Here is a 19,210-nt window from a genome sequence, read left to right as displayed (position 1 = left end):
CCGGACCGACAAGACGCCTTCTAGGGCGTGTTTCGAAAGTCCCGCCTGCCGGGCGGGCGGACGGCGCTACTTTCGAAACACGCCCTAGCCGTTGTCCGTGCCCGTGCCGCGGCTCTCGGCGAGCGCGCGGAGCGCCCGGGCGTCCTGGATGGCCCGCTGTTTGGCGATGCCGGGCTGGATGCCGAGGGCGGGCATGCTGGTGCCGTCGCTGAGGTCGAGGAAGACCCACGGGTCGCCCGCCCGCAGGTTGACGCGGACGATCTGGGCCCAGGAGAGACGGCGGCTGCGCGTGAGGTTGACCACCGTCACGCCCTCCTCGTCCGCGACGACCTTGGGGCGGCTGAGCAGCGCCAGGACGCCGAAGAAGAGCAGCGCGGTGAAGACGAAGCTGACCCGCTCGCCCCCGCTGAGCTGTTCGAGGGTGAAGGCGACGACGGTGATGACGGCGAACATCACCGCGCCGACGGTCAGCAGGACCACCCGGGTGCGGGTCGGCCGGAAGGTGACCGGCAGGGCCGGGCCGGGCCGGGGTGCGGGGGCTGACATCGTGCTCTTCTTCCGTCTCCCGCCGTCAGAGACGGCAGGCGTGGATCGCGGTGGTGAGGATGGCGCGGGCGCCGAGGTCGTACAGGTCGTCCATGATCCGCTGCGCCTCGGCGGCGGCGACCATCGAGCGGACGGCGACCCAGCCCTCGTGGTGCAGCGGGGAGATGGTCGGCGACTCCAGGCCCGGCGTGAGGGCGACGGCGCGCTCCAGGTGCTCGACGCGGCAGTCGTAGTCCATCATCACGTAGCTGCGGGCCACCAGGACGCCCTGGAGGCGGCGCAGGAACTGCTGGACCTTGGGCTCGTCGGCGGGGGCGCCGGTGCGCCGGATGACGACGGCCTCGGAGGTCATGATGGGCTCGCCGATGACGTCGAGGCCGGCGTTGCGCAGGCTGGTGCCGGTCTCCACGACGTCCGCGATGACCTGGGCGACGCCGAGTTCGATGGCGGTCTCGACGGCGCCGTCGAGGTGGACGACGGAGGCGTTGACGCCGGCTTCGGCGAGGTGCTTGGCGACGATGCCCTCGTAGGAGGTGGCGATCGTCAGGCCGTCGAAGTCCTCGGGTCCGGTGACGGTCCCGGGCTTGGTGGCGTAACGGAAGGTGGAGCGGGCGAAGCCGAGCTGGAGGATCTCCTCGGCCTCGGCGCCGGAGTCCAGCAGCAGGTCACGGCCGGTGATGCCGATGTCGAGACGGCCCGAGCTGACGTAGATCGCGATGTCGCGGGGGCGCAGGTAGAAGAACTCGACCTCGTTGGCGGGGTCCACCAGGACGAGTTCCTTCGACTCCTTGCGCTGCTTGTAGCCCGCCTCATGGAGCATCGCCATCGCAGGCCCGGAGATAGCACCCTTGTTGGGGACGGCGATGCGCAGCATGAGGTCGGGTTTCCTTTGCGAAAGGTGTGGCGGGATGACGTACGGGAGGGTGCGGGGCCTGGCTCAGAGGTGGGCGTAGACGTCGTCCAGGGAGATCCCGCGCGCGACCATCATCACCTGGACGTGGTACAGCAGCTGCGAGATCTCCTCGGCGGCGGCGTCCTTGCTCTCGTGCTCGGCGGCCATCCAGACTTCGGCGGCCTCCTCGACGACCTTCTTGCCGATGGCATGGACCCCCTTCTCCACCAGTTCGGCGGTGCGGGAGGTGGAGGGGTCGCCGTTGGCGGCCTTGAGCTGCAGCTCGGCGAAGAGCTCTTCGAAGGTTTTGTTCGCCATGATGTGCTCAGAATACGGGGTGTCCGGCCCGCACTCAGCGCCAGGGTTCGCTGACCGAGCGCAGTGTGGCGGCGGTGGCGACCGCGGCGGTGACCGCTTCGTGCCCCTTGTCCTCGTTGGACCCTTCGAGACCGGCGCGGTCGAGCGCCTGCTCCTCGTTGTCGCACGTGAGTACGCCGAAGCCGACCGGGACGCCGGTGTCGACGGCGACCTGGGTCAGGCCGTTGGTGACGCCGTGGGACACGTATTCGAAGTGCGGGGTGCCGCCGCGGATGATCACGCCGAGGGCGACGATCGCGTCGTACCCGCGCCCGGCCAGCACCTTCGCGACGACGGGGAGCTCGAAGCTGCCCGGGACCCGCAGCAGGGTCGGCTCGTCGATGCCCAGCTCGTGCAGGGCGCGCAGGGCGCCGTCGACGAGCCCGTCCATGACCTTCTCGTGCCACTGTGCGGCGACGACCGCCACACGGAGGTCACCGCAGTTGCGTACGGACAGTTCGGGTGCGCCCTTGCCGCTCATGTCTCTCCTGGGTTCTCTGTACGGGTGTGCTACTGGTTGCCGCAGGCCGAAGCGGGGACCGCGTCGAGCCAGGGCAGGTCGTGTCCCATGCGGTCCCGCTTGGTGCGCAGGTACCGCAGGTTGTGCTCGCCGGCCTGGACCGGCATCGGCTCGCGCCCGGTGACGGTCAGGCCGTGCCGGGTGAGCGCGGCCGTCTTGTCCGGGTTGTTCGTCATCAGGCGCAGGCTGCGTACGCCGAGGTCGTCGAGGATCTGGGCGCCCGCCGCGTAGTCCCGGGCGTCGGCGGGCAGGCCGAGCTCCAGGTTGGCGTCGAGCGTGTCGACGCCGCGCTCCTGGAGTTCGTACGCGCGCAGCTTGGAGAGCAGGCCGATGCCCCGGCCCTCGTGGCCGCGCAGATAGACGACGACGCCGCGCCCCTCGTCCGTGATGCGCTCCATGGAGGCGTGCAGCTGGGGACCGCAGTCGCAGCGCTCGGACGCGAAGATGTCGCCGGTCAGGCACTCGGAGTGGACCCGGACCAGGACGTTCTCGCCGTCCCCGAGGTCGCCGTGGACCAGGGCGACGTGTTCGACGCCGTCCACGGTGGAGCGGTAGCCGTACGCGGTGAACGCGCCGAAACGGGTCGGGAGCCGGACCTCGGCCTCGCGGCGGACGGTCGGCTCGTTGCTGCGCCGGTACGCGATCAGGTCCTCGATGGAGATGATCGTGAGGCCGTGCTTGCGGGCGAACGGCACCAGCTGGGGCAGCCGCAGCATGACACCGTCCTCGCCGGCGATCTCGACGATCGCCCCGGCGGGCCTGAGTCCGGCGAGCCGGGCGAGGTCGACGGCGGCCTCGGTGTGGCCGTTGCGCACCAGGACCCCGCCGGAGCAGGCGCGCAGCGGGAAGACGTGACCGGGGCGCACGAAGTCACCGGGGCCCGCCGCGCCGCCCGCGAGCAGGCGGAGCGTGGTGGCGCGGTCGGCGGCGGAGATGCCGGTGGAGACGCCGTGGGCGGCCGTGGCGTCGACGGAGACCGTGAAGGCGGTCTTCATCGACTCGGTGTTGTGGTCCACCATCTGGGGCAGTTCGAGCCGTTCCAGCTCGTCGCTCTCCATGGGCGCGCAGATCAGCCCGCGGCACTCGCTCATCATGAACGCGACGATCTCGGGTGTGGCCTTCTCGGCGGCGATGACGAGGTCGCCCTCGTTCTCGCGGTCCTCGTCGTCCACGACCACGACGGGCCGTCCCGCCGCGATGTCGCGGATGGCCTGCTCGACGGGGTCGAGGGCCAGGTCCTCGACGGGCACGTCGTGTTCCCGGTGCAACCAGGTGGGCTGGGCAGTCATGCCGTGGCTCCTTCCAGAGCGGGTGTCCGCGTACGCAGCCACCAGTCGCGCATGCCCCACAGGACGAGGGCGCCGTAGACGACGTAGATGAGACCGGAGAAGGCGAGTCCGCTGTGGAAGTTCAGCGGGACGCCGACGAGGTCGACCAGGAGCCAGGCGAACCAGAACTCGACCATGCCGCGCGCCTGGGCGAGCATCGCGACCAGCGTGCCGGCGAAGATGTAGGCGTCCGCCCACGGGCTCCAGGAGAGCGAGGGGAAGGCGGTGAACAGGCCGCCGACCGCGAGGGTGCCGAGGGCCGCCCCGCCGACCAGGTAGCCGCGTTCGCGCCAGGTCGCGAACCGGACCGCTATGGAGCCGTCCTGGGCCTGCTGCCTGCCCCGGGTCCACTGCTGCCAGCCCCAGACGGCGACCGCGATGACGATGACCTGCTTGCCGACGCTGCCCGCCTGCTGGACGGAGACGTTGGCGGCGACCAGCACGACGCCGGACAGGAGCTGGGCGGGCCAGGTCCAGATCGAGCGCAGCCAGCCGAGCGCGAGGGCGACGAGGCCGACGGTGTTGCCGATCATGTCGGACCAGATGATGTGCTGGTCGAGGACGGTGAACGCCTCGGAGTTCAGCCAGTGCAGCGCGCTCACTTCGAGTCTCCCAGCAGCCGCTCGACGTACTTGGCGATGACGTCCACTTCCAGGTTGACCGGGTCGCCGGGCCCCTTGATGCCGAGCGTGGTCAGCGCGAGGGTGGTGGGGATGAGGCTGATGGTGAAGTAGTCCGGTCCGGCGTCCACCACGGTCAGGCTGACGCCGTCCACGGTGATCGAGCCCTTCTCCACCACGTACCGGGTGAGAGCGTCCGGGAGCGAGATCTTGACGATCTCCCAGTTCTCGGAGGGGCGGCGCTCCAGGATGCGGCCGGTGCCGTCGACGTGCCCCTGGACGATGTGGCCGCCGAGGCGTCCGCCGAGCGCCATGGGGCGTTCGAGGTTGACGCGGGAGCCGGTGGTCAGGGCGCCTAGGCTGGAGCGGTTCAGCGTCTCGGCCATCACGTCGGCGGTGAACTCGTGCTCGCCGAGGTCCACGACGGTCAGGCAGACGCCGTTCACGGCGATCGAGTCCCCGTGCTTGGCGCCCTCGGTGACGACGGGTCCGCGCAGGCGGAAGCGGGAGGCGTCGTCCAGTTGCTCGACGGCGGTGACCTCGCCCAGTTCTTCGACGATTCCGGTGAACATTCAGTTCTCCTTCCGGGCGGGGCCGGGGACGGCGGTGACGCGCAGATCGGGGCCGATGCGGACGGTCTCCGTCACGTCGAGGCGCAACGCCTCGGTGATCGTGGAGATTCCGGCGTCGGCGAGGGCGGCGGGGCCCGCGCCGATGAGGACGGGGGCGAGATAGCCGACGACCTTGTCGACGAGTCCCGCGGCGACGAAGGCGCCGGCCAGGACCGGGCCGCCTTCGAGGAGTACGGAGCGCACGCCGCGCTCGTGGAGGGCGGCGAGCAGGGCGGCCGGGTCGAGACCGGGGCCCCCGGCCGCGCGGGGCAGCCGCAGGACCACCTCGTGGGGCAGGTGGCCGGTGTCCGCGTCCTCGGCGACCGCGATCAGGGTGGGCGCGGTGGCGTCGAGGACCCGGGCGCCGGGCCGTACGGCGGTGGCGCGGGTGTCCATGACGACGCGCAGGGGCTGGACGGCACCCTTGATGCCGCGCACCCCGAGCTGGGGGTCGTCGGCGCGGGCGGTGCCGGAGCCGACGAGGACCGCGTCGGCCTCGGCGCGCAGCCGGTGCACGTCGGCGCGGGACTCCGCGGAGCTGATCCAGCGGCTGGTGCCGTCGGCGGCGGCGACCCGGCCGTCCAGGCTCGCCGCGTACTTCCAGGTGAGGTGCGGCCGGCCGCGGCGGACGGAGGTGAGCCAGGCGGCGTTGCCCGCCTCGGCCTCGTCGGCGAGGAGGCCCGCCTCGGCCCGGACCCCGGCGGCGCGGAGCGTTTCGGCGCCACCGGTGGCCTGCGGGTCCGGGTCGCCGACCGCGTACACGACACGGGCGATCCCGGCCTCGATGAGCGCCTGGGCGCAGGGGCCGGTGCGGCCGGTGTGGTTGCACGGTTCGAGGGTGACGTAGGCGGTGCCACCGCGGGCCCGGTCGCCGGCCGCGCGCAGGGCGTGGATCTCGGCGTGCGGGCCGCCGGCGCGCTGGTGGAATCCTTCGCCCGCGGTCTCTCCGGCGGCGTCGAGGACGACGCATCCGACGACCGGGTTGGGGCTGGTGGAGCCGAGACCGCGGGCGGCGAGCGCGATGGCTCGGCGCATGGCGGTGGTGTCGGCTGCGGTGTCCACCGGGTCCTCCTGCCTCTTCGGGCACGGACTCCGGGGCCTGTCGATGACGACAGAGAAGCGGAACGCACGACAGGGACGCCTGAAGCCGGAAAACACGGAGGGGTCCGGTGGTCCGGAACCTCCGCCGACGGCGGCGTACCCGCGAAACGGCCCGCCGCGCACTGCCTCCCATCCGGACTTTAACCGTCGGTCCAGGAATTTCACCTGGTCAACCGGCCGCTGGATGCGGACGGGTCGCGGACTGTAACCGCCGGTTCGGAATTGCACCGACCCCGGAGTGCGCTGCTGCTGGTACACGATCAGTGTGCCACGACCCGGCAGAGGCCAACCGGGTGAACGCTGTGGAGTGGCTCACAGACAGCACGTGACAAGGCCCCTTTCGGACATCCGCGCAGGAATGAACCGCGATTGGTCCAGACCTATTGACGCACTGGTCTAGTCCTCTTAATCTCTGCGTCACCTCCGAGGAGCGGTTCCGCGGTGTGCGCACGCCCGGGACCAGGCACGGCCCACCCCCTTGTTCAGTTGTGTTCTGCCGACCTCCCCAGGAGGAACCGAACGTGCTGTCCCCCACCCGTGCGAGAGCCTCGCTCCTCGCCGCCGGCGCAGGCATCGCCGCGCTGCTGATCGGCTCGCTCTCCGCGACCCCCTCGCAAGCCGCCGACCAGGAGTCCTGTCGCCCCGACGGGCTCTACGAGACACCGGGCGTCTCCGTCCCCTACTGCTCCGTGTACGACTCCGAGGGCCGCGAGAAGATGGGCGCCGACCACCCCCGGCGCGTCATCGGCTACTTCACCAACTGGCGGACCGGCAAGGACGGCAAGCCCGCCTACCTGGCCTCCGACATCCCCTGGGACAAGGTCACCCACCTCAACTACGCCTTCGCCCACGTCGACGGAGCCAACAAGCTCTCGGTCGGCGCGGATGGGCCGGAAAACGCCTCCACCGGCATGACCTGGCCGGGCGTCAAGGGCGCCGAAATGGACCCGGACCTCCCCTACAAGGGCCATTTCAACCTGCTCGGCAAGTTCAAGAAGCAGTACCCGAACGTGAAGACGATGGTCTCCGTCGGTGGCTGGGCCGAGACCGGCGGCTACTTCGGCGACGACGGCGAGCGGGTCGGCTCGGGCGGCTTCTACTCGATGGCCACCAACGCCGACGGCTCGGTCAACCAGGCCGGGATCGACACCTTCGCGAACTCGGCGGTCGACTTCATCCGGAAGTACGGCTTCAACGGCGTCGACATCGACTACGAGTACCCGACCACCATGAAGGACGCCGGCAACCCGCTGGACTGGACGCTGTCCAACGCCCGCCGTGCCGGTCTGGTCAAGGGCTACGCCGCGCTGATGAAGACCCTGCGCGAGAAACTGGACCGGGCCTCCGCCGCAGACGGCCACCACTACCTGCTCAGCGTCGCCGCGCCCTCGTCGGGCTATCTGCTGCGCGGCATGGAGACGTTCCAGGTCCAGAAATACCTGGACTACGTCAACATCATGTCGTACGACCTGCACGGCGCCTGGAACGAGTACGTCGGCCCCAACGCCGCGCTCTACGACGACGGCAAGGACGCGGAGCTCGCCCAGGCGAGCGTCTACTCGACCTCGCAGTACGGCGGCACCGGCTACCTCAACACGGACTGGGCCTACCACTACTTCCGCGGCTCGATGCCGTCGGGCCGTATCAACATCGGCCTGCCGTACTACACCCGCGGCTTCAAGAACGTGCAGGGCGGCACCAACGGCCTGTGGGGCAAGGCGGCTTCGACCGACTGCCCGGCCGGGGCGGGGCTGACCAAGTGCGGTGACGGTGCCGTCGGCATCGACAACCTCTGGCACGACCTGGACACCAACGGCAAGGAGTCGCCCGCCGGCTCCAACCCGATGTGGCACGCCAAGAACCTGGAGAAGGGCATCGTCGGCGACTACGTCACGGACTACGGGTTCCCCGCGGACACCGAGCTGACCGGCGCCTACGTCCGCAACTACGACGCGACGCTGGTCGCGCCGTGGCTGTGGAACGCCGAGAAGAAGGTCTTCCTGTCCACCGAGGACGAGCAGTCCGTGCAGGCCAAGGCGGACTACGTGGCCGACAAGGGCATCGGCGGCACGATGATCTGGGAGCTGGCCGGCGACTACGGCTGGAACGCGGCCAAGGGGCAGTACGAGCCCGGCTCCACGCTCACCTCGACCATGTACGACACGTTCAGGAAGGCCGCGCCGTACGGGGCTAAGCGCTCCACGATCGACCTGCCGGCGCAGGCGCTCGACATCGACGTCTCCTTCGACCAGTTCCCGCTGGGTGACTCCAACTACCCGATCAGCCCCAAGCTGAAGATCACCAACAACACGAAGGCGACGCTGCCGGGCGGCACGGAGTTCCAGTTCGACTACTCCACCTCGGCGCCCGCCAACGCCAAGGACCAGTCGGGCTTCGGTACGACGATCGTGCGCAGTGACCACACCGCCGCGAACAACATCGGCGGGCTGAAGGGCGACTACAACCGCGTCTCGCTGAAGCTGCCGTCCTGGCAGAGCCTGGCGCCCGGCGCGTCGGTCCAGGTCGACTTCGTGTACTACCTGCCGACGTCCACGCCGTCCAACTGGACGGTGACGTTCGGCGGCACGTCCTACGCGCTGGCGGCGGACCTGGCCCGGGGCACGACCGTGGTCGAGCCGGGCACCGGCTCGACGCCCACGCCCGACCCGTCCGGCTCCACCGGCCCGAGCCCCGGCCCGTCGGGCGGCACGTGCGCGGCGGCGGCGTGGAGCGCGAGCGCGGAGTACGGCACCGGTACGACGGTGAGCCAGGACGGCCACCAGTGGAAGGCGAAGTGGTGGACGAAGGGCGAGAAGCCCGGCACCACCGGTGAGTGGGGCGTCTGGCAGGACCTGGGCACCTGCTGAGCCCTGCCTCTTGAGCCCGTCCGGCGATCGAGGACGGAACCGGCAGGCCGGTCCGGGGCGCCTCGCGAGGGCCCCGGACCGGGACCGGGACCGGGATCAAGCGCCCGGGGCGAACAGCACATCCTGCGCGGCCTCCCGCGCCGCGAGCAACGCCCCCCGGCGGACCGCCGTGCCGCCCAGCAGCCCCACCCGGACCTCCGTCCGCAGCGGGGACATCGCCTCCAGCCGCCCCGAGACCCGGGCGGCCAGCGCGTCGCCCCCCGCGTGGCCCACCTCGCCGGAGAGCAGGACGAGCCCGGGGTCGAGGACGGAGGCCACCGCGGCGGCGCCCAGCGCGATCCGGTCGGCCAGGGCGCCGAGGAAGCCCTCGCTGTCGCCCTCCCCCGCGAGCGCCGCCCGGACGGCCGCCGCCGCGCCGGGCTCCTGGCCCTTCTCCGTGACGGCGATCCCGTACCGCGCGGCCAGTTCGCAGAGCGGCGCCGAGCCGGCCAGTGAGTGGAAGCCCCCTTCGCAGTTGACGGCCGAGGGTGTGCCGACCGTGCCCGGGACCGGCAGGAAGCCGAGTTCGCCCGCGCCGCCCGAGGCCCCCCGGCGCACCTTGCCGTCGAGTACGACCGCCGCCCCCACCCCGTGGCCCAGCCAGAGCAGGACGAACGTGTCGTGGTCGCGGGCCGCGCCGACGCGGTGCTCGGCGACGGCGGCGAGGTTCGTCTCGTTCTCGACCAGTACCGTCGCCGGCAGCCGCTCCTGGAGCGCCCGGACCAGGCTGCGGTGCCAGGACGGCAGCCCGCTGCTGTCCCGCAGCTCCCCGGTGACGGGGTCGATCAGCCCCGGCGCGCCGATGCCGACGCTGTGCAGGGGTGCCGTGCCCGCGCTGCGGGCGGTGGAGGCCAGCAGGGCCGCCGCCTGCTCGACGGCGTCGTCGGCCGCGGTCTCGCTGCCGATGGGCAGGACCGCCTCGGCCAGCGTCGCGCCCAGCAGATCGGCGACGACGACGGCGACGCTGTCGGTGCGCACGTCGAGCCCGGCCAGCAGCGCGCGGTCCGCGACGATGCCGTAGAGCCGGGCGTTGGGGCCCCGGCGGTCGGCCCCGGTCTCGCCGACGACATGGATCAGACCCGCGCCCTGGAGGCGCTCCACGAGGTCCGCGACGGTCGGCCGGGAGAGCCCGGTCAGGGTCTTCAACTGGGTGGCCGTCAGGGGTCCGTCCTGCTGGAGGAGGCGCAGGGCGAGCCGGTCGTTGATGGCCCGGGCGGTGCTCGGTGATGCGGGCATGCCGGAATCCTTCCAGATCACCGCCGAACCGGGGACGTACGGACGGTCTATTTATCAGGCAGGGTTCCTGATAGTTTAGCGCCCGCATCGTGGAACAGGACTTCAGGGGAGGGCACGGCGATATGACGACCACATCCACGGCTACGGTCTTCAGCACCAGGGAGGTGCGGCGGGCCAGGTACGCCATCGCGGCGGTCTTCACCGTGCACGGATCGGTGACCGGCAGTTTCGCCACCCGGGTCCCCTGGATCCAGGACCACGCGGGCGTGAGCGCGGGCCAGCTGGGCCTCGCGCTGGCCTTCCCCGCGATCGGCGCCTCGATCGCGATGCCGCTGGCCGGCGCGGTGAGCCACCGTTTCGGCGCGCGGACCGCGCTGCGCGGGCTGCTGGCCATGTGGACGCTGTCGCTGATCCTGCCCGCCCTGGCACCCAATCTGCTCACCCTGTGCGCGGCGCTGTTCGTGTACGGCGCGTCGGCGGGCGTCTCCGACGTGGCGATGAACGCGCTCGGGGTCGAGGTGGAGAACCGCCTCGACAAGTCGATCATGTCCGGTCTGCACGGCATGTGGAGCGTGGGCGCCCTGCTGGGGTCGGCGGCGGGCACGGTCGCCGCCCACGCGGGCACCGACGCCCGGCTGCACCACCTGATAGCCGCCGTGGTGCTGACCCTGCTCGGCCTGATCGTGTGCCAGTGGGTGTTCGACCTGCGCAGTGAGCCGGACGAGGAGCCGCCGCCGCGCTTCGCGCTGCCGCCCAAGTCGGCCCTGATCATCGGCGCGGTGGGCTTCTGCGCGGTGTTCGCCGAGGGGGCCAGCCTCGACTGGTCGGCGGTCTACCTCCGCGACACGCTGGACAGCTCGGCCGGTCTCGCGGCCGTGGCCACCACCGCGTTCGCGCTGACGATGGCGATCGCCCGGATCGCCGGAGACCGCGTGGTCGACCGCTTCGGCGCGGTGCGCACCGTACGGGCCGGAGGCGTCCTGGCCACGCTCGGCGGGGTGCTGGTGGTCACCGCTCCGCACGTGGCGCTCGCGATGTGCGGGTTCGGGATGATGGGACTCGGCATCGCCGTGGTGGTCCCGCTCGCCTTCGCGGCGGCCGGGCGCAGCGGGCCCAAGCCGGCCCAGGCCATCGCGGGCGTCGCGACGATCACGTACACCTCCGGCCTCATCGCCCCGTCGGCGATCGGTTCGCTGGCCGAGGCGACCTCGCTGGTCGTGTCGTTCGGCCTGGTGACGGCGCTGGCGTTCGGTCTGGTCCTGGGGGCGGGGGTGCTGCGGGCCGGTGACCGCAAGCCGATGTCCCAGGGTGCGGCGGTACGGGACGCGGCGGCCCGGCCCCGCGCCTGACCCCTTCCCCGGGCGCCACGAAACCAGCGAACCGGAACGGGTGGGTCCGGCCGAGGGGTGCGGACCGGGCGGCACTACCATGGCGCTGATCTTTTCCGCGACGAGCGCCGTGCCCGGCCGGCACGGGCTCACGCACCTACACACAGGGAGCAACCATGGGCCTCGGCGTGCGCTGGACCTTGCACGGCGACGGGAAGACACCCGCGCCGGGAGCGGTGGTCCGCCCGGACGAGCGGCTCTCCTGGCCCCGCACCTTCGGGCTCGGCGCGCAGCACGTGGTCGCCATGTTCGGCGCGTCGTTCGTCTCGCCGGTCCTCATGGGGCTCGACCCCAACCTGGCCATCATGATGTCGGGCGTCGCGACGGCCATCTTCCTGCTGGCCACCCGCGGGCAGGTGCCGAGCTACCTGGGCTGCTCGCTCTCGTTCGTCGGCGTCGCCGCCACGATCCGGGCGAGCGGCGGCGACAGCGCGGTGGTGACCGGCGCGGTCTTCGTGGTCGGCGTGGTGCTCTTCCTGGCCGGTCTCGCCGTGCAGCGGTTCGGTGCGCGGATCATCCACGCGGCGATGCCGCCCGTGGTGACGGGCGCGGTGGTCATGCTCATCGGCTTCAACCTCGCGCCGGTGACCGCGTCGACGTACTGGCCGCAGGACCAGTGGACGGCTCTGCTGGTGATGCTCTTCACCGGTCTGGCCGTGGTCTGCCTGCGCGGCTTCTTCTCCCGGATCGCGATCTTCCTGGGGCTGATCTTCGGTTACGTGCTGTCCTGGCTGCTCGACCGGGTCTTCGGCAAGATCCACTCCCCCGCCGGCGGCGCCGAGTCGGTGGACCACTGGCGGCTGGACCTCTCGGGCGTCGGGAAGGCCGACTGGGTCGGGCTGCCCTCGTTCCACGCGCCGAGCTTCGAGTGGTCGGCGATCCTGGTCGCCCTGCCCGTCGTCATCGCCCTGATCGCTGAGAACGCCGGCCATGTGAAGGCGGTCGGCGAGATGACCGGCCGCTCGCTGGACGGCAAGCTGGGCACGGCGATCGCGGCGGACGGTGCCGCGTCGATGCTGTCGACGGCGGTGGGCGGCCCGCCGAACACCACGTACTCCGAGAACATCGGCGTGATGGCCGCGACCCGGGTGTACTCCACCGCCGCCTACTGGGCCGCCGCCTGCTTCGCCCTGCTCTTCGGTCTCTGCCCGAAGTTCGGCGCCGTCGTCGCCGCGATCCCCGGCGGGGTGCTGGGCGGCATCACCGTCATCCTGTACGGCATGATCGGCCTGCTCGGCGCCCAGATCTGGCTGAACGCCAAGGTGGACCTGCGCAATCCGCTGAACCTGGTGCCGGCGGCGGCGGGCATCATCATCGGCGTCGGCGGGGTCAGCCTGAAGATCACGGACAACTTCGAGCTGAGCGGGATCGCGCTCGGCACCATCGTCGTGATCACCGGCTACCACGTGCTGCGGGCGTTCGCCCCGGCGCACCTCAAGACGCAGGAGCCGCTGCTCGACTCGGGCACGTCCGCCTACGACGAGGAACGCCCGGCCACGGATTCGTGACCGGGGAACCCGCTCAGTCCTCGGGGAGTTCGACCGGGGCCAGCTCGTCGAAGCGGTCGCCGGGGCCGGGGTTGGTCGCGTCGGTCGCGCCGCCGAAGTGGGTCATCACGCCCCACACCGCGTTCAGCGCGGTCTGCACGGCACCCTCGGCCCAGCCGGCCGTCCAGGAGATGTCGTCACCGGCCAGGAACAGGCCCCGCTTGTCGGCGGGCAGCCGGTCCTGCATGAAGTGGGTGAACAGGCGCCGCTGGTAGCGGTAGTGGCCGGGCAGGTTGGCCTTGAACGCGCCCATGAACCACGGCTCGTTCTCCCAGGAGACGGTGACCGGGTTGCCGGTGATGTGGCTGCGGATGTCGACGTTCGGGTAGATCTCGCCGAGCGATTTCAGCATGACGTCCATCCGCTCGGCCGCCGAGAGCGGCAGCCACTTCAGGCTGTCGTCGCACCAGGTGTACGAGAGGCAGATGCTCGCCGGCCGGTCCGGTCCGTCGTCCAGCAGGTACGTGCCCCGGGTCATCCGGTCGGTCAGCGTCATCGACATCGTGTCGCGGCCGGTGGTCTCGTCCTTGTCCAGCCAGAACGGCCGGTCGACGGGCACGAACAGCTTGGACGACTCCATGTAGTGGGTGCGCTCCATCGCCGTCCAGTGGTCGATCGGGAAGAGCGCGTCGTCGCAGGCGATCTTGGAGAGCAGCAGCCAGGACTGGCCGGTGAAGACGGCCGCCCGGAAGGTGCGGATGTCGCCGGAGGCGTCGGTGACGGTGATCCGGTTGCCGGCCGTACGGTTCAGCCGGGTGACGGCCCCGCGCGGCTCGCCGCCGTGCAGCGAGGACAGCGAGGTGCCGAGCGGCCAGTGCGTGATCTTCCGCGGCTCGCGCTCCCACAGCCGCAGCGGGAGCTGCTGGCTGCCCCCGACGATGGAGCGGTGGTGGTCGTCCGCCTCGGTGTAGACGACGCGCAGGATCTCCAGGATGGAGTTGGGGAAGTCGGTGTCCCAGCCGCCGGTGCCGAAGCCGACCTGGCCGAAGATCTCACGGTGCCGGAAGGACTTGAAGGCGTCGGAGTCGCAGAGGAAGCCGTAGAAGGTCTGGTTGTCCAGCTTCTCGACCAGCCGGGACCAGATCTCCCTGATCCGGTCCACGTCGCGCTCGCGCATCGCCCGGTTCATGTCGGAGAAGTCGGCGCCCTCCTCCAGGCAGCGGTTCCAGGCGTCCATCACATCGCGGTAGACCTGCGGGAGTTCGTCGATGGTCCTGGCGTAGTGCGACTCGCCCTTGAGGTCGACCACGGTCGAAGGGGTCGCCGGGCAGAGCGGGTTGGGGAACGGCTTCGTCTCCAGGCCCACGAGGTCGATGTAGTGCTGGAGGGCGGTGGAGGAGGGCGGGAAGCGCATCGCGCCCATCTCGGCGGTGAGCGGCTCGCCGTCGGTGGCGCAGCCGTCGAACTCGACGGTGCGCAGCCGTCCCCCGATGCGGTCGGCCTCGTACACGACGGGCTTCAGGCCCATCTTCATCAGCTCGTACGCGGTGATGATGCCGGAGAGCCCGCCGCCGATGACGGCCACCTCCGTGCCGTGCTCGGTCGCCGGTATCTGGCCCAGGCCCGCCGGGTGGGCGAGGAAGTCGTCGTAGGCGTACGGGAAGTCCGGCCCGAACATGGTGATCGGCGGGGCCGCTTCCTCGGTGTGCTGGACGGCGGGGGGCACGGCGGTCATGGGGTACGGGCTCCTTGCGGTACGGGCGAAGACGTGGAGGTGGCGGGCCGGGCTCAGACGAGGGAGCCGTACAGGCCGGGGCGGCGGTCGCGGAGGTACGGATTGGCGGCCCGCGAGTCCGCGAGCAGGGCGAGGTCGACCTCGGCGGTGACCAGCTCGTCGCCGCGCCCCGCACGGGCACGGACCGTGCCGTCGGGTCCGGCCAGGCAGCTCAGCCCGGTGAAGTCGAACGCGCCTTCCGGTCCGGTCCGGTTGACGTACGCGATGTAGAGCTGGCTCTCGAAGGCGCGGACCGGGACGAGGTATTCGGCGACGAACGAGAAGGGGTGCATCAGCGCGGTCGGGACCAGCAGGAGGTCGGTGCCGGCCAGGGCGTGCGCCCGTACGTTCTCCGGGAACTCGACGTCGTAGCAGGTCAGCAAGCCGATCCGGACGCCGTCCAGCTCGGCCTGGACCACGGGCTGCCCGCCGGGGGTGAACCAGTGCTGCTCGAAGTCCCCGAAGAGGTGGGTCTTGCGGTAGTTGGCGAGCGTGGTGCCGTCGGGGCCGATGAGCTGCGCGGAGTTGTACAGGGTGTCGCCGTCGCGCTCGGGGTAGCCGTAGTGCACGGCGATCCCGTGCCGCACGGCGATCTCCGCGACGGCGCGGGCGGCGGGCCCGTCGGCCGCCTCGGCCAGCCGGGGGACGTCGTCGCCGATCGCGTACCCGGTGAGGTACAGCTCGGGGCAGACCAGGAGCCGGGCCCCGGTGCCGGCGGCGCGGCGCGCGGCGTCCGCCAGCAGCTCGACGGAGCCGGCGACCGAGCCGGGACGCCCGGAGCTCTGGAGCAGGGCGGTGCGCAACGGCGGCATGGCTGACCTCGGACGATACGGCGGGGCGGGGACGTAGAAACGGTACGTTCCGCGATTCGGCCCGGACAAGGCGCGACCGTTGCGCACCGACGGCCGATCCGTTGCGCGGTTCGGGCGGGGGGCGGCGATTCGTTGTGTGAGCCCGTGGTCGTCCAGCCTGTCGGGTCACCCGGGGCGGCTCCCCCGCGGGAGGGCTACCCCGGGGACCCCGACGAGTACCGCCGCAGCAGCGGCGAGAGCACCAGCACGGACTTCGTCCGTTCCACGTACGGCTCCCCCGCGATCCGCTCCAGGACCTGTTCGAAGTGCCGCATGTCCGCCGCGAAGACCTGGACCAGCGCGTCCGCGTCGCCGGTGACCGTGGACGCGGAGGCGACCTCGGGGTAGCGGGCGAGGCCCTGCTTGATGGACTCCGGGGACGTGTTGCGGCTGCAGTAGATCTCGATGTACCCCTCGGTCTCCCAGCCGAGCGCCGCCGGGTCGACCCGCACGGTGAACCCGGTGATGGCCCCCTCGGCGCGCAGCCGGTCCACCCGGCGTTTCACGGCGGGCGCGGACAGGCCGATGATCGAGCCGATGTCGGCGTAGGAGCGGCGGGCGTCCTCGGCCAGGGCGTGGACGATGCGTTCGTCGAGGTCGTTCAGTCGCACGTCGTACGGGTCACTTCTCTGCGGGGCACGGACGGAGCCGGGCATGACTGTGCCGGGGGGCAGCGCGTGCCGCCCCCCGGCAGTAGACCACGGGTCGGGGTTCGTCCGGCGGATCGGGGCCGGACAGCCCCCTAGCTCCAGCTGGCGTGCAGCGGCTTGCCCTCCGCGTAGCCTGCCGCGCTCTGGACGCCGACGACGGCCTTCTCGGCGAACTCCGCGAGGGAGGCCGCGCCCGCGTACGTGCAGGAGGAGCGGACACCCGCGATGATCGAGTCGACCAGGTCCTCGACTCCGGGGCGCGCCGGGTCCAGGAACATCCGCGAGGTGGAGATGCCCTCCTCGAAGAGCGCCTTGCGGGCCCGGTCGTACGCGGACTCGTCGGAGGTCCGGTTCTTCACGGCGCGCGCCGACGCCATGCCGAAGGACTCCTTGTAGAAGCGCCCGTCCGCGGCCTGCTGGAGGTCGCCCGGGGACTCGTACGTGCCGGCGAACCAGGAGCCGATCATCACGTTGGACGCGCCGGCCGCGAGTGCCATGGCCACGTCGCGCGGGTGGCGGACCCCGCCGTCGGCCCAGACGTGCTTGCCGTACTTCTTCGCCTCGGCGGCGCACTCCAGCACGGCCGAGAACTGGGGGCGGCCCACGCCGGTCATCATGCGGGTGGTGCACATGGCGCCGGGTCCGACGCCGACCTTGATGATGTCCGCGCCGGCCTCGATGAGGTCGCGCACACCCTCGGCGGCGACGATGTTGCCCGCCACGATCGGCACCTGCGGGTCCAGCGCCCGGACCGCGCGCACCGCGTTGATCATGGACTCCTGGTGGCCGTGCGCGGTGTCCACGACGAGGGTGTCCACCCCGGCGTCGAGGAGCTGCTTCGCCTTGCCGGCCACGTCGCCGTTGATGCCGACGGCGGCGGCGATCCGGAGCTTGCCGGCCGCGTCGGTGGCGGGGCTGTAGAGCGTGGCGCGCAGGGCGCCCTTGCGGGTGAGGATGCCGACGAGGCGGCCGTCCGCGTCGACGGCGGGGGCGAGCTTGCGGTTGGCGCCGTCCAGCTTGTTGAAGGCGTCGCGCGGGTCGATGTCCGCGTCCAGCAGGACCAGGTCCTTGGACATGACCTCGGAGAGCTGGGTGAAGCGGTCCACGCCGGACAGGTCGTGGTCGGTGACCACGCCGACGGGCCGGCGGTCGGCGTCCACGACGACTCCGGCGCCGTGCGCGCGCTTGTGCAGCAGGGACAGCGCGTCGGCGACGGTCTGGCCCGGCGACAGCTCGATGGGCGTGTCGAGCACCAGGTGGCGCGTCTTGACCCAGGAGATGACCTCGGTGACGACCTCGATCGGGATGTCCTGCGGGATGACGACGAGGCCGCCGCGGCGGGCGATGGTCTCGGCCATCCGGCGGCCCGCGATCGCGGTCATGTTCGCGACCACGAGGGGGATGGTGGTGCCGCTGCCGTCGGGCGAGGAGAGGTCGACACCCTGGCGCGATCCGACCGCCGACCGGCCCGGAACCATGAAGACGTCGTCGTACGTGAGGTCGTACGGGACCGAGGGGGACTCTGTATAGCGACCGGTGCCGGGCTCAAGAAAACGCATAACACTCATTTTTTCATACGAAATGGCGCAGGTCGCTTCCACGAAGACACAGCAAATGACTCCCACACTCGTATGTTCCTACGAACGAAGTCGCAGGAACCGCTGCGGGAGTCCCGGGCAAGTGCCACCTGCCTTGCCCCGAGACCTTACCCGAACAGCTTTCAACCATTCCCGATCATCTGCCCTGGACCTGGTGACAGGGGGTCAGGTAGCTTCAAACCCGCAGGTCCCGTGGGTCACCACAACGCCCCGGAGGAACGGACGGATCGTGCTCAACTTCCGTCACCCGTACGACCGGAGAGGATCACGACCCGCCCGTGGAGAACGAACTTCCGGACATCTACTGCCCGTTCCCCCAGCGGACGAACCCGCACGTCGCCCACGTACGGGAGCATTTGGACACCTGGACCCGCAACACCGGTCTGGTGCACCGGGATTCAGCCAGGGAGCGTTTCGAGCAGGCCGACTTCGGCGCGTTCGTCGGCATGGTCTACCCGACCGCCGACAGTGAGAATCTCGATCTGGTCGCCGACTGGTTCGTCTGGCTCTTCCTTGTGGACGACCAGCTGGACGACGGCCATCTCGGCCGGAGTCCGGAGCGGGTGCGGGACGTCGTCGCCCTGATGCTGGCGGTGGTCGAGGGAACCCGAACCGGAGTGCTGGAGAACGAGGAGCTGCCCGCCGCCGTGGTGGCCCTCATCGACCTGTGGCAACGTACGACACCGACCGCGGCGGTGCACTGGCGGCGCAGGTTCGCCTGGCACCTGAAGAAGTACCTCACCACCGCCACCACCTGGGAGGCCGGGAACCGGGCGGCGGGCGTGGTGCCCTCGGAGGAGCTGTACATAGAGAAGCGCCGCCACACCGGCGCGATCATCGTCTGCATGGACCTGATAGAGATCGTCGCCGGCATCGAGGCGCCCTCCTCGATCCACAACGACCCCCGGTTCATCACCGCCCTCGAAGCGTCCTGCAACCACGTCTGCTGGGCCAACGACGTGTATTCCTACGAGAAGGAGCAGGTGCTCGGGGAGATCCACAACCTCGTCCACCTGGTCCGCCACCACCGCGGCTACGGCAAGCAGCAGGCGCTGGAGCACGTCTGCGCGGAACTCGCCGTCGAGACGGAGCGCTTCCTGACGGCGGAGCGCGAGCTGCTGGAGGCGTATCCGCAGCTCGCGGGGATGCTGGAGCCGTATCTCGACGGCATGCGCAGCTGGATGCGCGGCAATCTCGACTGGTCCCGGCAGACCCCCCGCTACAACCCGGCCGACGTCAGCCAGTACGAGCAGCCGGAGCAGTATCTGGAGTCCACGGTCCTGGGCGTCTCCCAGGACTGAGCGCCGGAGGTACGGGAGAGGGGCGAGCGGTCGGTGACAGCTCG

The 19,210-nt window shown here is 71.0% G+C and carries 17 protein-coding genes and 1 riboswitch; of the genes, 4 read left to right on the top strand and 13 right to left on the bottom strand.

All coding sequences use genetic code 11. The annotated features are described in order from the left end of the window. Positions 1–84 precede the first annotated feature (84 nt). From ACN6LM_RS33910 to ribD, 8 genes are all read right to left on the bottom strand, one after another. A complete protein-coding gene (locus tag ACN6LM_RS33910) occupies positions 85–546 on the bottom strand; it encodes a PH domain-containing protein (RefSeq protein WP_445069224.1) in 462 nt (153 codons plus the stop codon). Between the two features lie 25 nt (positions 547–571). Next, entirely contained in the window at positions 572–1,420 is an 849-nt protein-coding gene (hisG, locus tag ACN6LM_RS33905) for an ATP phosphoribosyltransferase (RefSeq protein ID WP_445069223.1), read from the bottom strand. A gap of 63 nt (positions 1,421–1,483) precedes the next feature. After that, positions 1,484–1,756 (bottom strand): phosphoribosyl-ATP diphosphatase, encoded by a 273-nt coding sequence (locus tag ACN6LM_RS33900; protein ID WP_018103937.1) that lies wholly within the window; start codon positions 1,754–1,756, stop codon positions 1,484–1,486. Positions 1,757–1,790: 34 nt separating this feature from the next. Continuing rightward, complete coding sequence (gene ribH, locus ACN6LM_RS33895; protein ID WP_073967749.1) at positions 1,791–2,276, bottom strand: 6,7-dimethyl-8-ribityllumazine synthase; 486 nt, start codon at positions 2,274–2,276, stop codon at positions 1,791–1,793. Positions 2,277–2,305: 29 nt separating this feature from the next. Next, positions 2,306–3,604, bottom strand: coding sequence for a bifunctional 3,4-dihydroxy-2-butanone-4-phosphate synthase/GTP cyclohydrolase II (locus ACN6LM_RS33890; RefSeq protein WP_445069222.1), 1,299 nt, complete (start codon positions 3,602–3,604; stop codon positions 2,306–2,308). After that, the gene (locus ACN6LM_RS33885; RefSeq protein ID WP_266537991.1) at positions 3,601–4,245 is read right to left on the bottom strand and encodes a nicotinamide mononucleotide transporter family protein; all 645 of its coding nucleotides are present in this window, start codon (positions 4,243–4,245) and stop codon (positions 3,601–3,603) included. The genes ACN6LM_RS33890 and ACN6LM_RS33885 overlap by 4 nt, the downstream gene beginning before the upstream one ends. Continuing rightward, entirely contained in the window at positions 4,242–4,835 is a 594-nt protein-coding gene (locus ACN6LM_RS33880) for a riboflavin synthase (RefSeq protein ID WP_445069221.1), read from the bottom strand. Before ACN6LM_RS33880 ends, ACN6LM_RS33885 begins: the two co-directional genes overlap by 4 nt. Continuing rightward, positions 4,836–5,936 carry a bifunctional diaminohydroxyphosphoribosylaminopyrimidine deaminase/5-amino-6-(5-phosphoribosylamino)uracil reductase RibD gene (ribD, locus tag ACN6LM_RS33875; protein ID WP_445069220.1) on the bottom strand — a complete coding sequence of 367 codons (1,101 nt, stop codon included), beginning with the start codon at positions 5,934–5,936 and terminating at the stop codon, positions 4,836–4,838. Between the two features lie 154 nt (positions 5,937–6,090). After that, positions 6,091–6,221: riboswitch (FMN riboswitch) on the bottom strand. A 275-nt stretch (positions 6,222–6,496) separates the two neighbouring features. On the opposite strand from ribD, the gene ACN6LM_RS33870 reads away from it, so the two are divergent. Beyond that, on the top strand, positions 6,497–8,842 hold the full coding sequence (locus ACN6LM_RS33870; protein WP_445069219.1) for a chitinase C-terminal domain-containing protein: 2,346 nt from the start codon (positions 6,497–6,499) through the stop codon (positions 8,840–8,842). A gap of 96 nt (positions 8,843–8,938) precedes the next feature. Here ACN6LM_RS33870 and ACN6LM_RS33865 read toward each other — a convergent pair whose 3' ends face one another. Next, on the bottom strand, positions 8,939–10,117 hold the full coding sequence (locus ACN6LM_RS33865; RefSeq protein WP_445069218.1) for an ROK family transcriptional regulator: 1,179 nt from the start codon (positions 10,115–10,117) through the stop codon (positions 8,939–8,941). A 122-nt stretch (positions 10,118–10,239) separates the two neighbouring features. Between ACN6LM_RS33865 and ACN6LM_RS33860 the strand changes: the two genes are divergently transcribed. Together ACN6LM_RS33860 and ACN6LM_RS33855 are read left to right on the top strand one after the other, a co-directional pair. Further along, on the top strand, positions 10,240–11,466 hold the full coding sequence (locus ACN6LM_RS33860) for an MFS transporter (RefSeq protein WP_445069217.1): 1,227 nt from the start codon (positions 10,240–10,242) through the stop codon (positions 11,464–11,466). 155 nt (positions 11,467–11,621) lie between these two features. Then, entirely contained in the window at positions 11,622–13,013 is a 1,392-nt protein-coding gene (locus tag ACN6LM_RS33855; RefSeq protein WP_445069216.1) for a uracil-xanthine permease family protein, read from the top strand. 13 nt (positions 13,014–13,026) lie between these two features. On the opposite strand, the gene ACN6LM_RS33850 is transcribed toward ACN6LM_RS33855, so the two are convergent. The 4 genes from ACN6LM_RS33850 to ACN6LM_RS33835 all read right to left on the bottom strand — a co-directional run bounded on the left by ACN6LM_RS33850 (position 13,027) and on the right by ACN6LM_RS33835 (position 17,826). Further along, positions 13,027–14,727, bottom strand: a complete 1,701-nt coding sequence (locus ACN6LM_RS33850) for a flavin monoamine oxidase family protein (protein WP_445069215.1) — start codon at positions 14,725–14,727, stop codon at positions 13,027–13,029. Between the two features lie 53 nt (positions 14,728–14,780). Then, the gene (locus tag ACN6LM_RS33845; protein WP_445069214.1) at positions 14,781–15,578 is read right to left on the bottom strand and encodes a carbon-nitrogen hydrolase family protein; all 798 of its coding nucleotides are present in this window, start codon (positions 15,576–15,578) and stop codon (positions 14,781–14,783) included. Between the two features lie 194 nt (positions 15,579–15,772). After that, entirely contained in the window at positions 15,773–16,228 is a 456-nt protein-coding gene (locus tag ACN6LM_RS33840; protein WP_018103925.1) for an Lrp/AsnC family transcriptional regulator, read from the bottom strand. A 131-nt stretch (positions 16,229–16,359) separates the two neighbouring features. Continuing rightward, entirely contained in the window at positions 16,360–17,826 is a 1,467-nt protein-coding gene (locus tag ACN6LM_RS33835) for a GuaB1 family IMP dehydrogenase-related protein (protein WP_445069213.1), read from the bottom strand. Between the two features lie 317 nt (positions 17,827–18,143). Between ACN6LM_RS33835 and ACN6LM_RS33830 the strand changes: the two genes are divergently transcribed. Beyond that, positions 18,144–19,166, top strand: a complete 1,023-nt coding sequence (locus ACN6LM_RS33830) for a terpene synthase family protein (protein WP_445069212.1) — start codon at positions 18,144–18,146, stop codon at positions 19,164–19,166. The last annotated feature ends 44 nt before the right edge of the window (positions 19,167–19,210 follow it).

Source organism: Streptomyces sp. SAS_281, assembly GCF_052542855.1.
Note: the sequence above shows the minus strand (reverse complement) of the source record. Positions and strands in the feature narration are given on the sequence as shown.

Coding starts and splice junctions, on each gene's coding strand:
- ACN6LM_RS33890 (WP_445069222.1), bottom strand. CDS start 3,604: ATGACTGCCCAGCCCACCTGGTTGCACCGGGAACACGACGTGCCCGTC.
- ACN6LM_RS33835 (WP_445069213.1), bottom strand. CDS start 17,826: ATGCGTTTTCTTGAGCCCGGCACCGGTCGCTATACAGAGTCCCCCTCG.
- ACN6LM_RS33900 (WP_018103937.1), bottom strand. CDS start 1,756: ATGGCGAACAAAACCTTCGAAGAGCTCTTCGCCGAGCTGCAGCTCAAG.
- ACN6LM_RS33845 (WP_445069214.1), bottom strand. CDS start 15,578: ATGCCGCCGTTGCGCACCGCCCTGCTCCAGAGCTCCGGGCGTCCCGGC.
- ACN6LM_RS33910 (WP_445069224.1), bottom strand. CDS start 546: ATGTCAGCCCCCGCACCCCGGCCCGGCCCGGCCCTGCCGGTCACCTTC.
- ribH (WP_073967749.1), bottom strand. CDS start 2,276: ATGAGCGGCAAGGGCGCACCCGAACTGTCCGTACGCAACTGCGGTGAC.
- ACN6LM_RS33865 (WP_445069218.1), bottom strand. CDS start 10,117: ATGCCCGCATCACCGAGCACCGCCCGGGCCATCAACGACCGGCTCGCC.
- hisG (WP_445069223.1), bottom strand. CDS start 1,420: ATGCTGCGCATCGCCGTCCCCAACAAGGGTGCTATCTCCGGGCCTGCG.
- ACN6LM_RS33850 (WP_445069215.1), bottom strand. CDS start 14,727: ATGACCGCCGTGCCCCCCGCCGTCCAGCACACCGAGGAAGCGGCCCCG.
- ACN6LM_RS33880 (WP_445069221.1), bottom strand. CDS start 4,835: ATGTTCACCGGAATCGTCGAAGAACTGGGCGAGGTCACCGCCGTCGAG.
- ACN6LM_RS33860 (WP_445069217.1), top strand. CDS start 10,240: ATGACGACCACATCCACGGCTACGGTCTTCAGCACCAGGGAGGTGCGG.
- ACN6LM_RS33855 (WP_445069216.1), top strand. CDS start 11,622: ATGGGCCTCGGCGTGCGCTGGACCTTGCACGGCGACGGGAAGACACCC.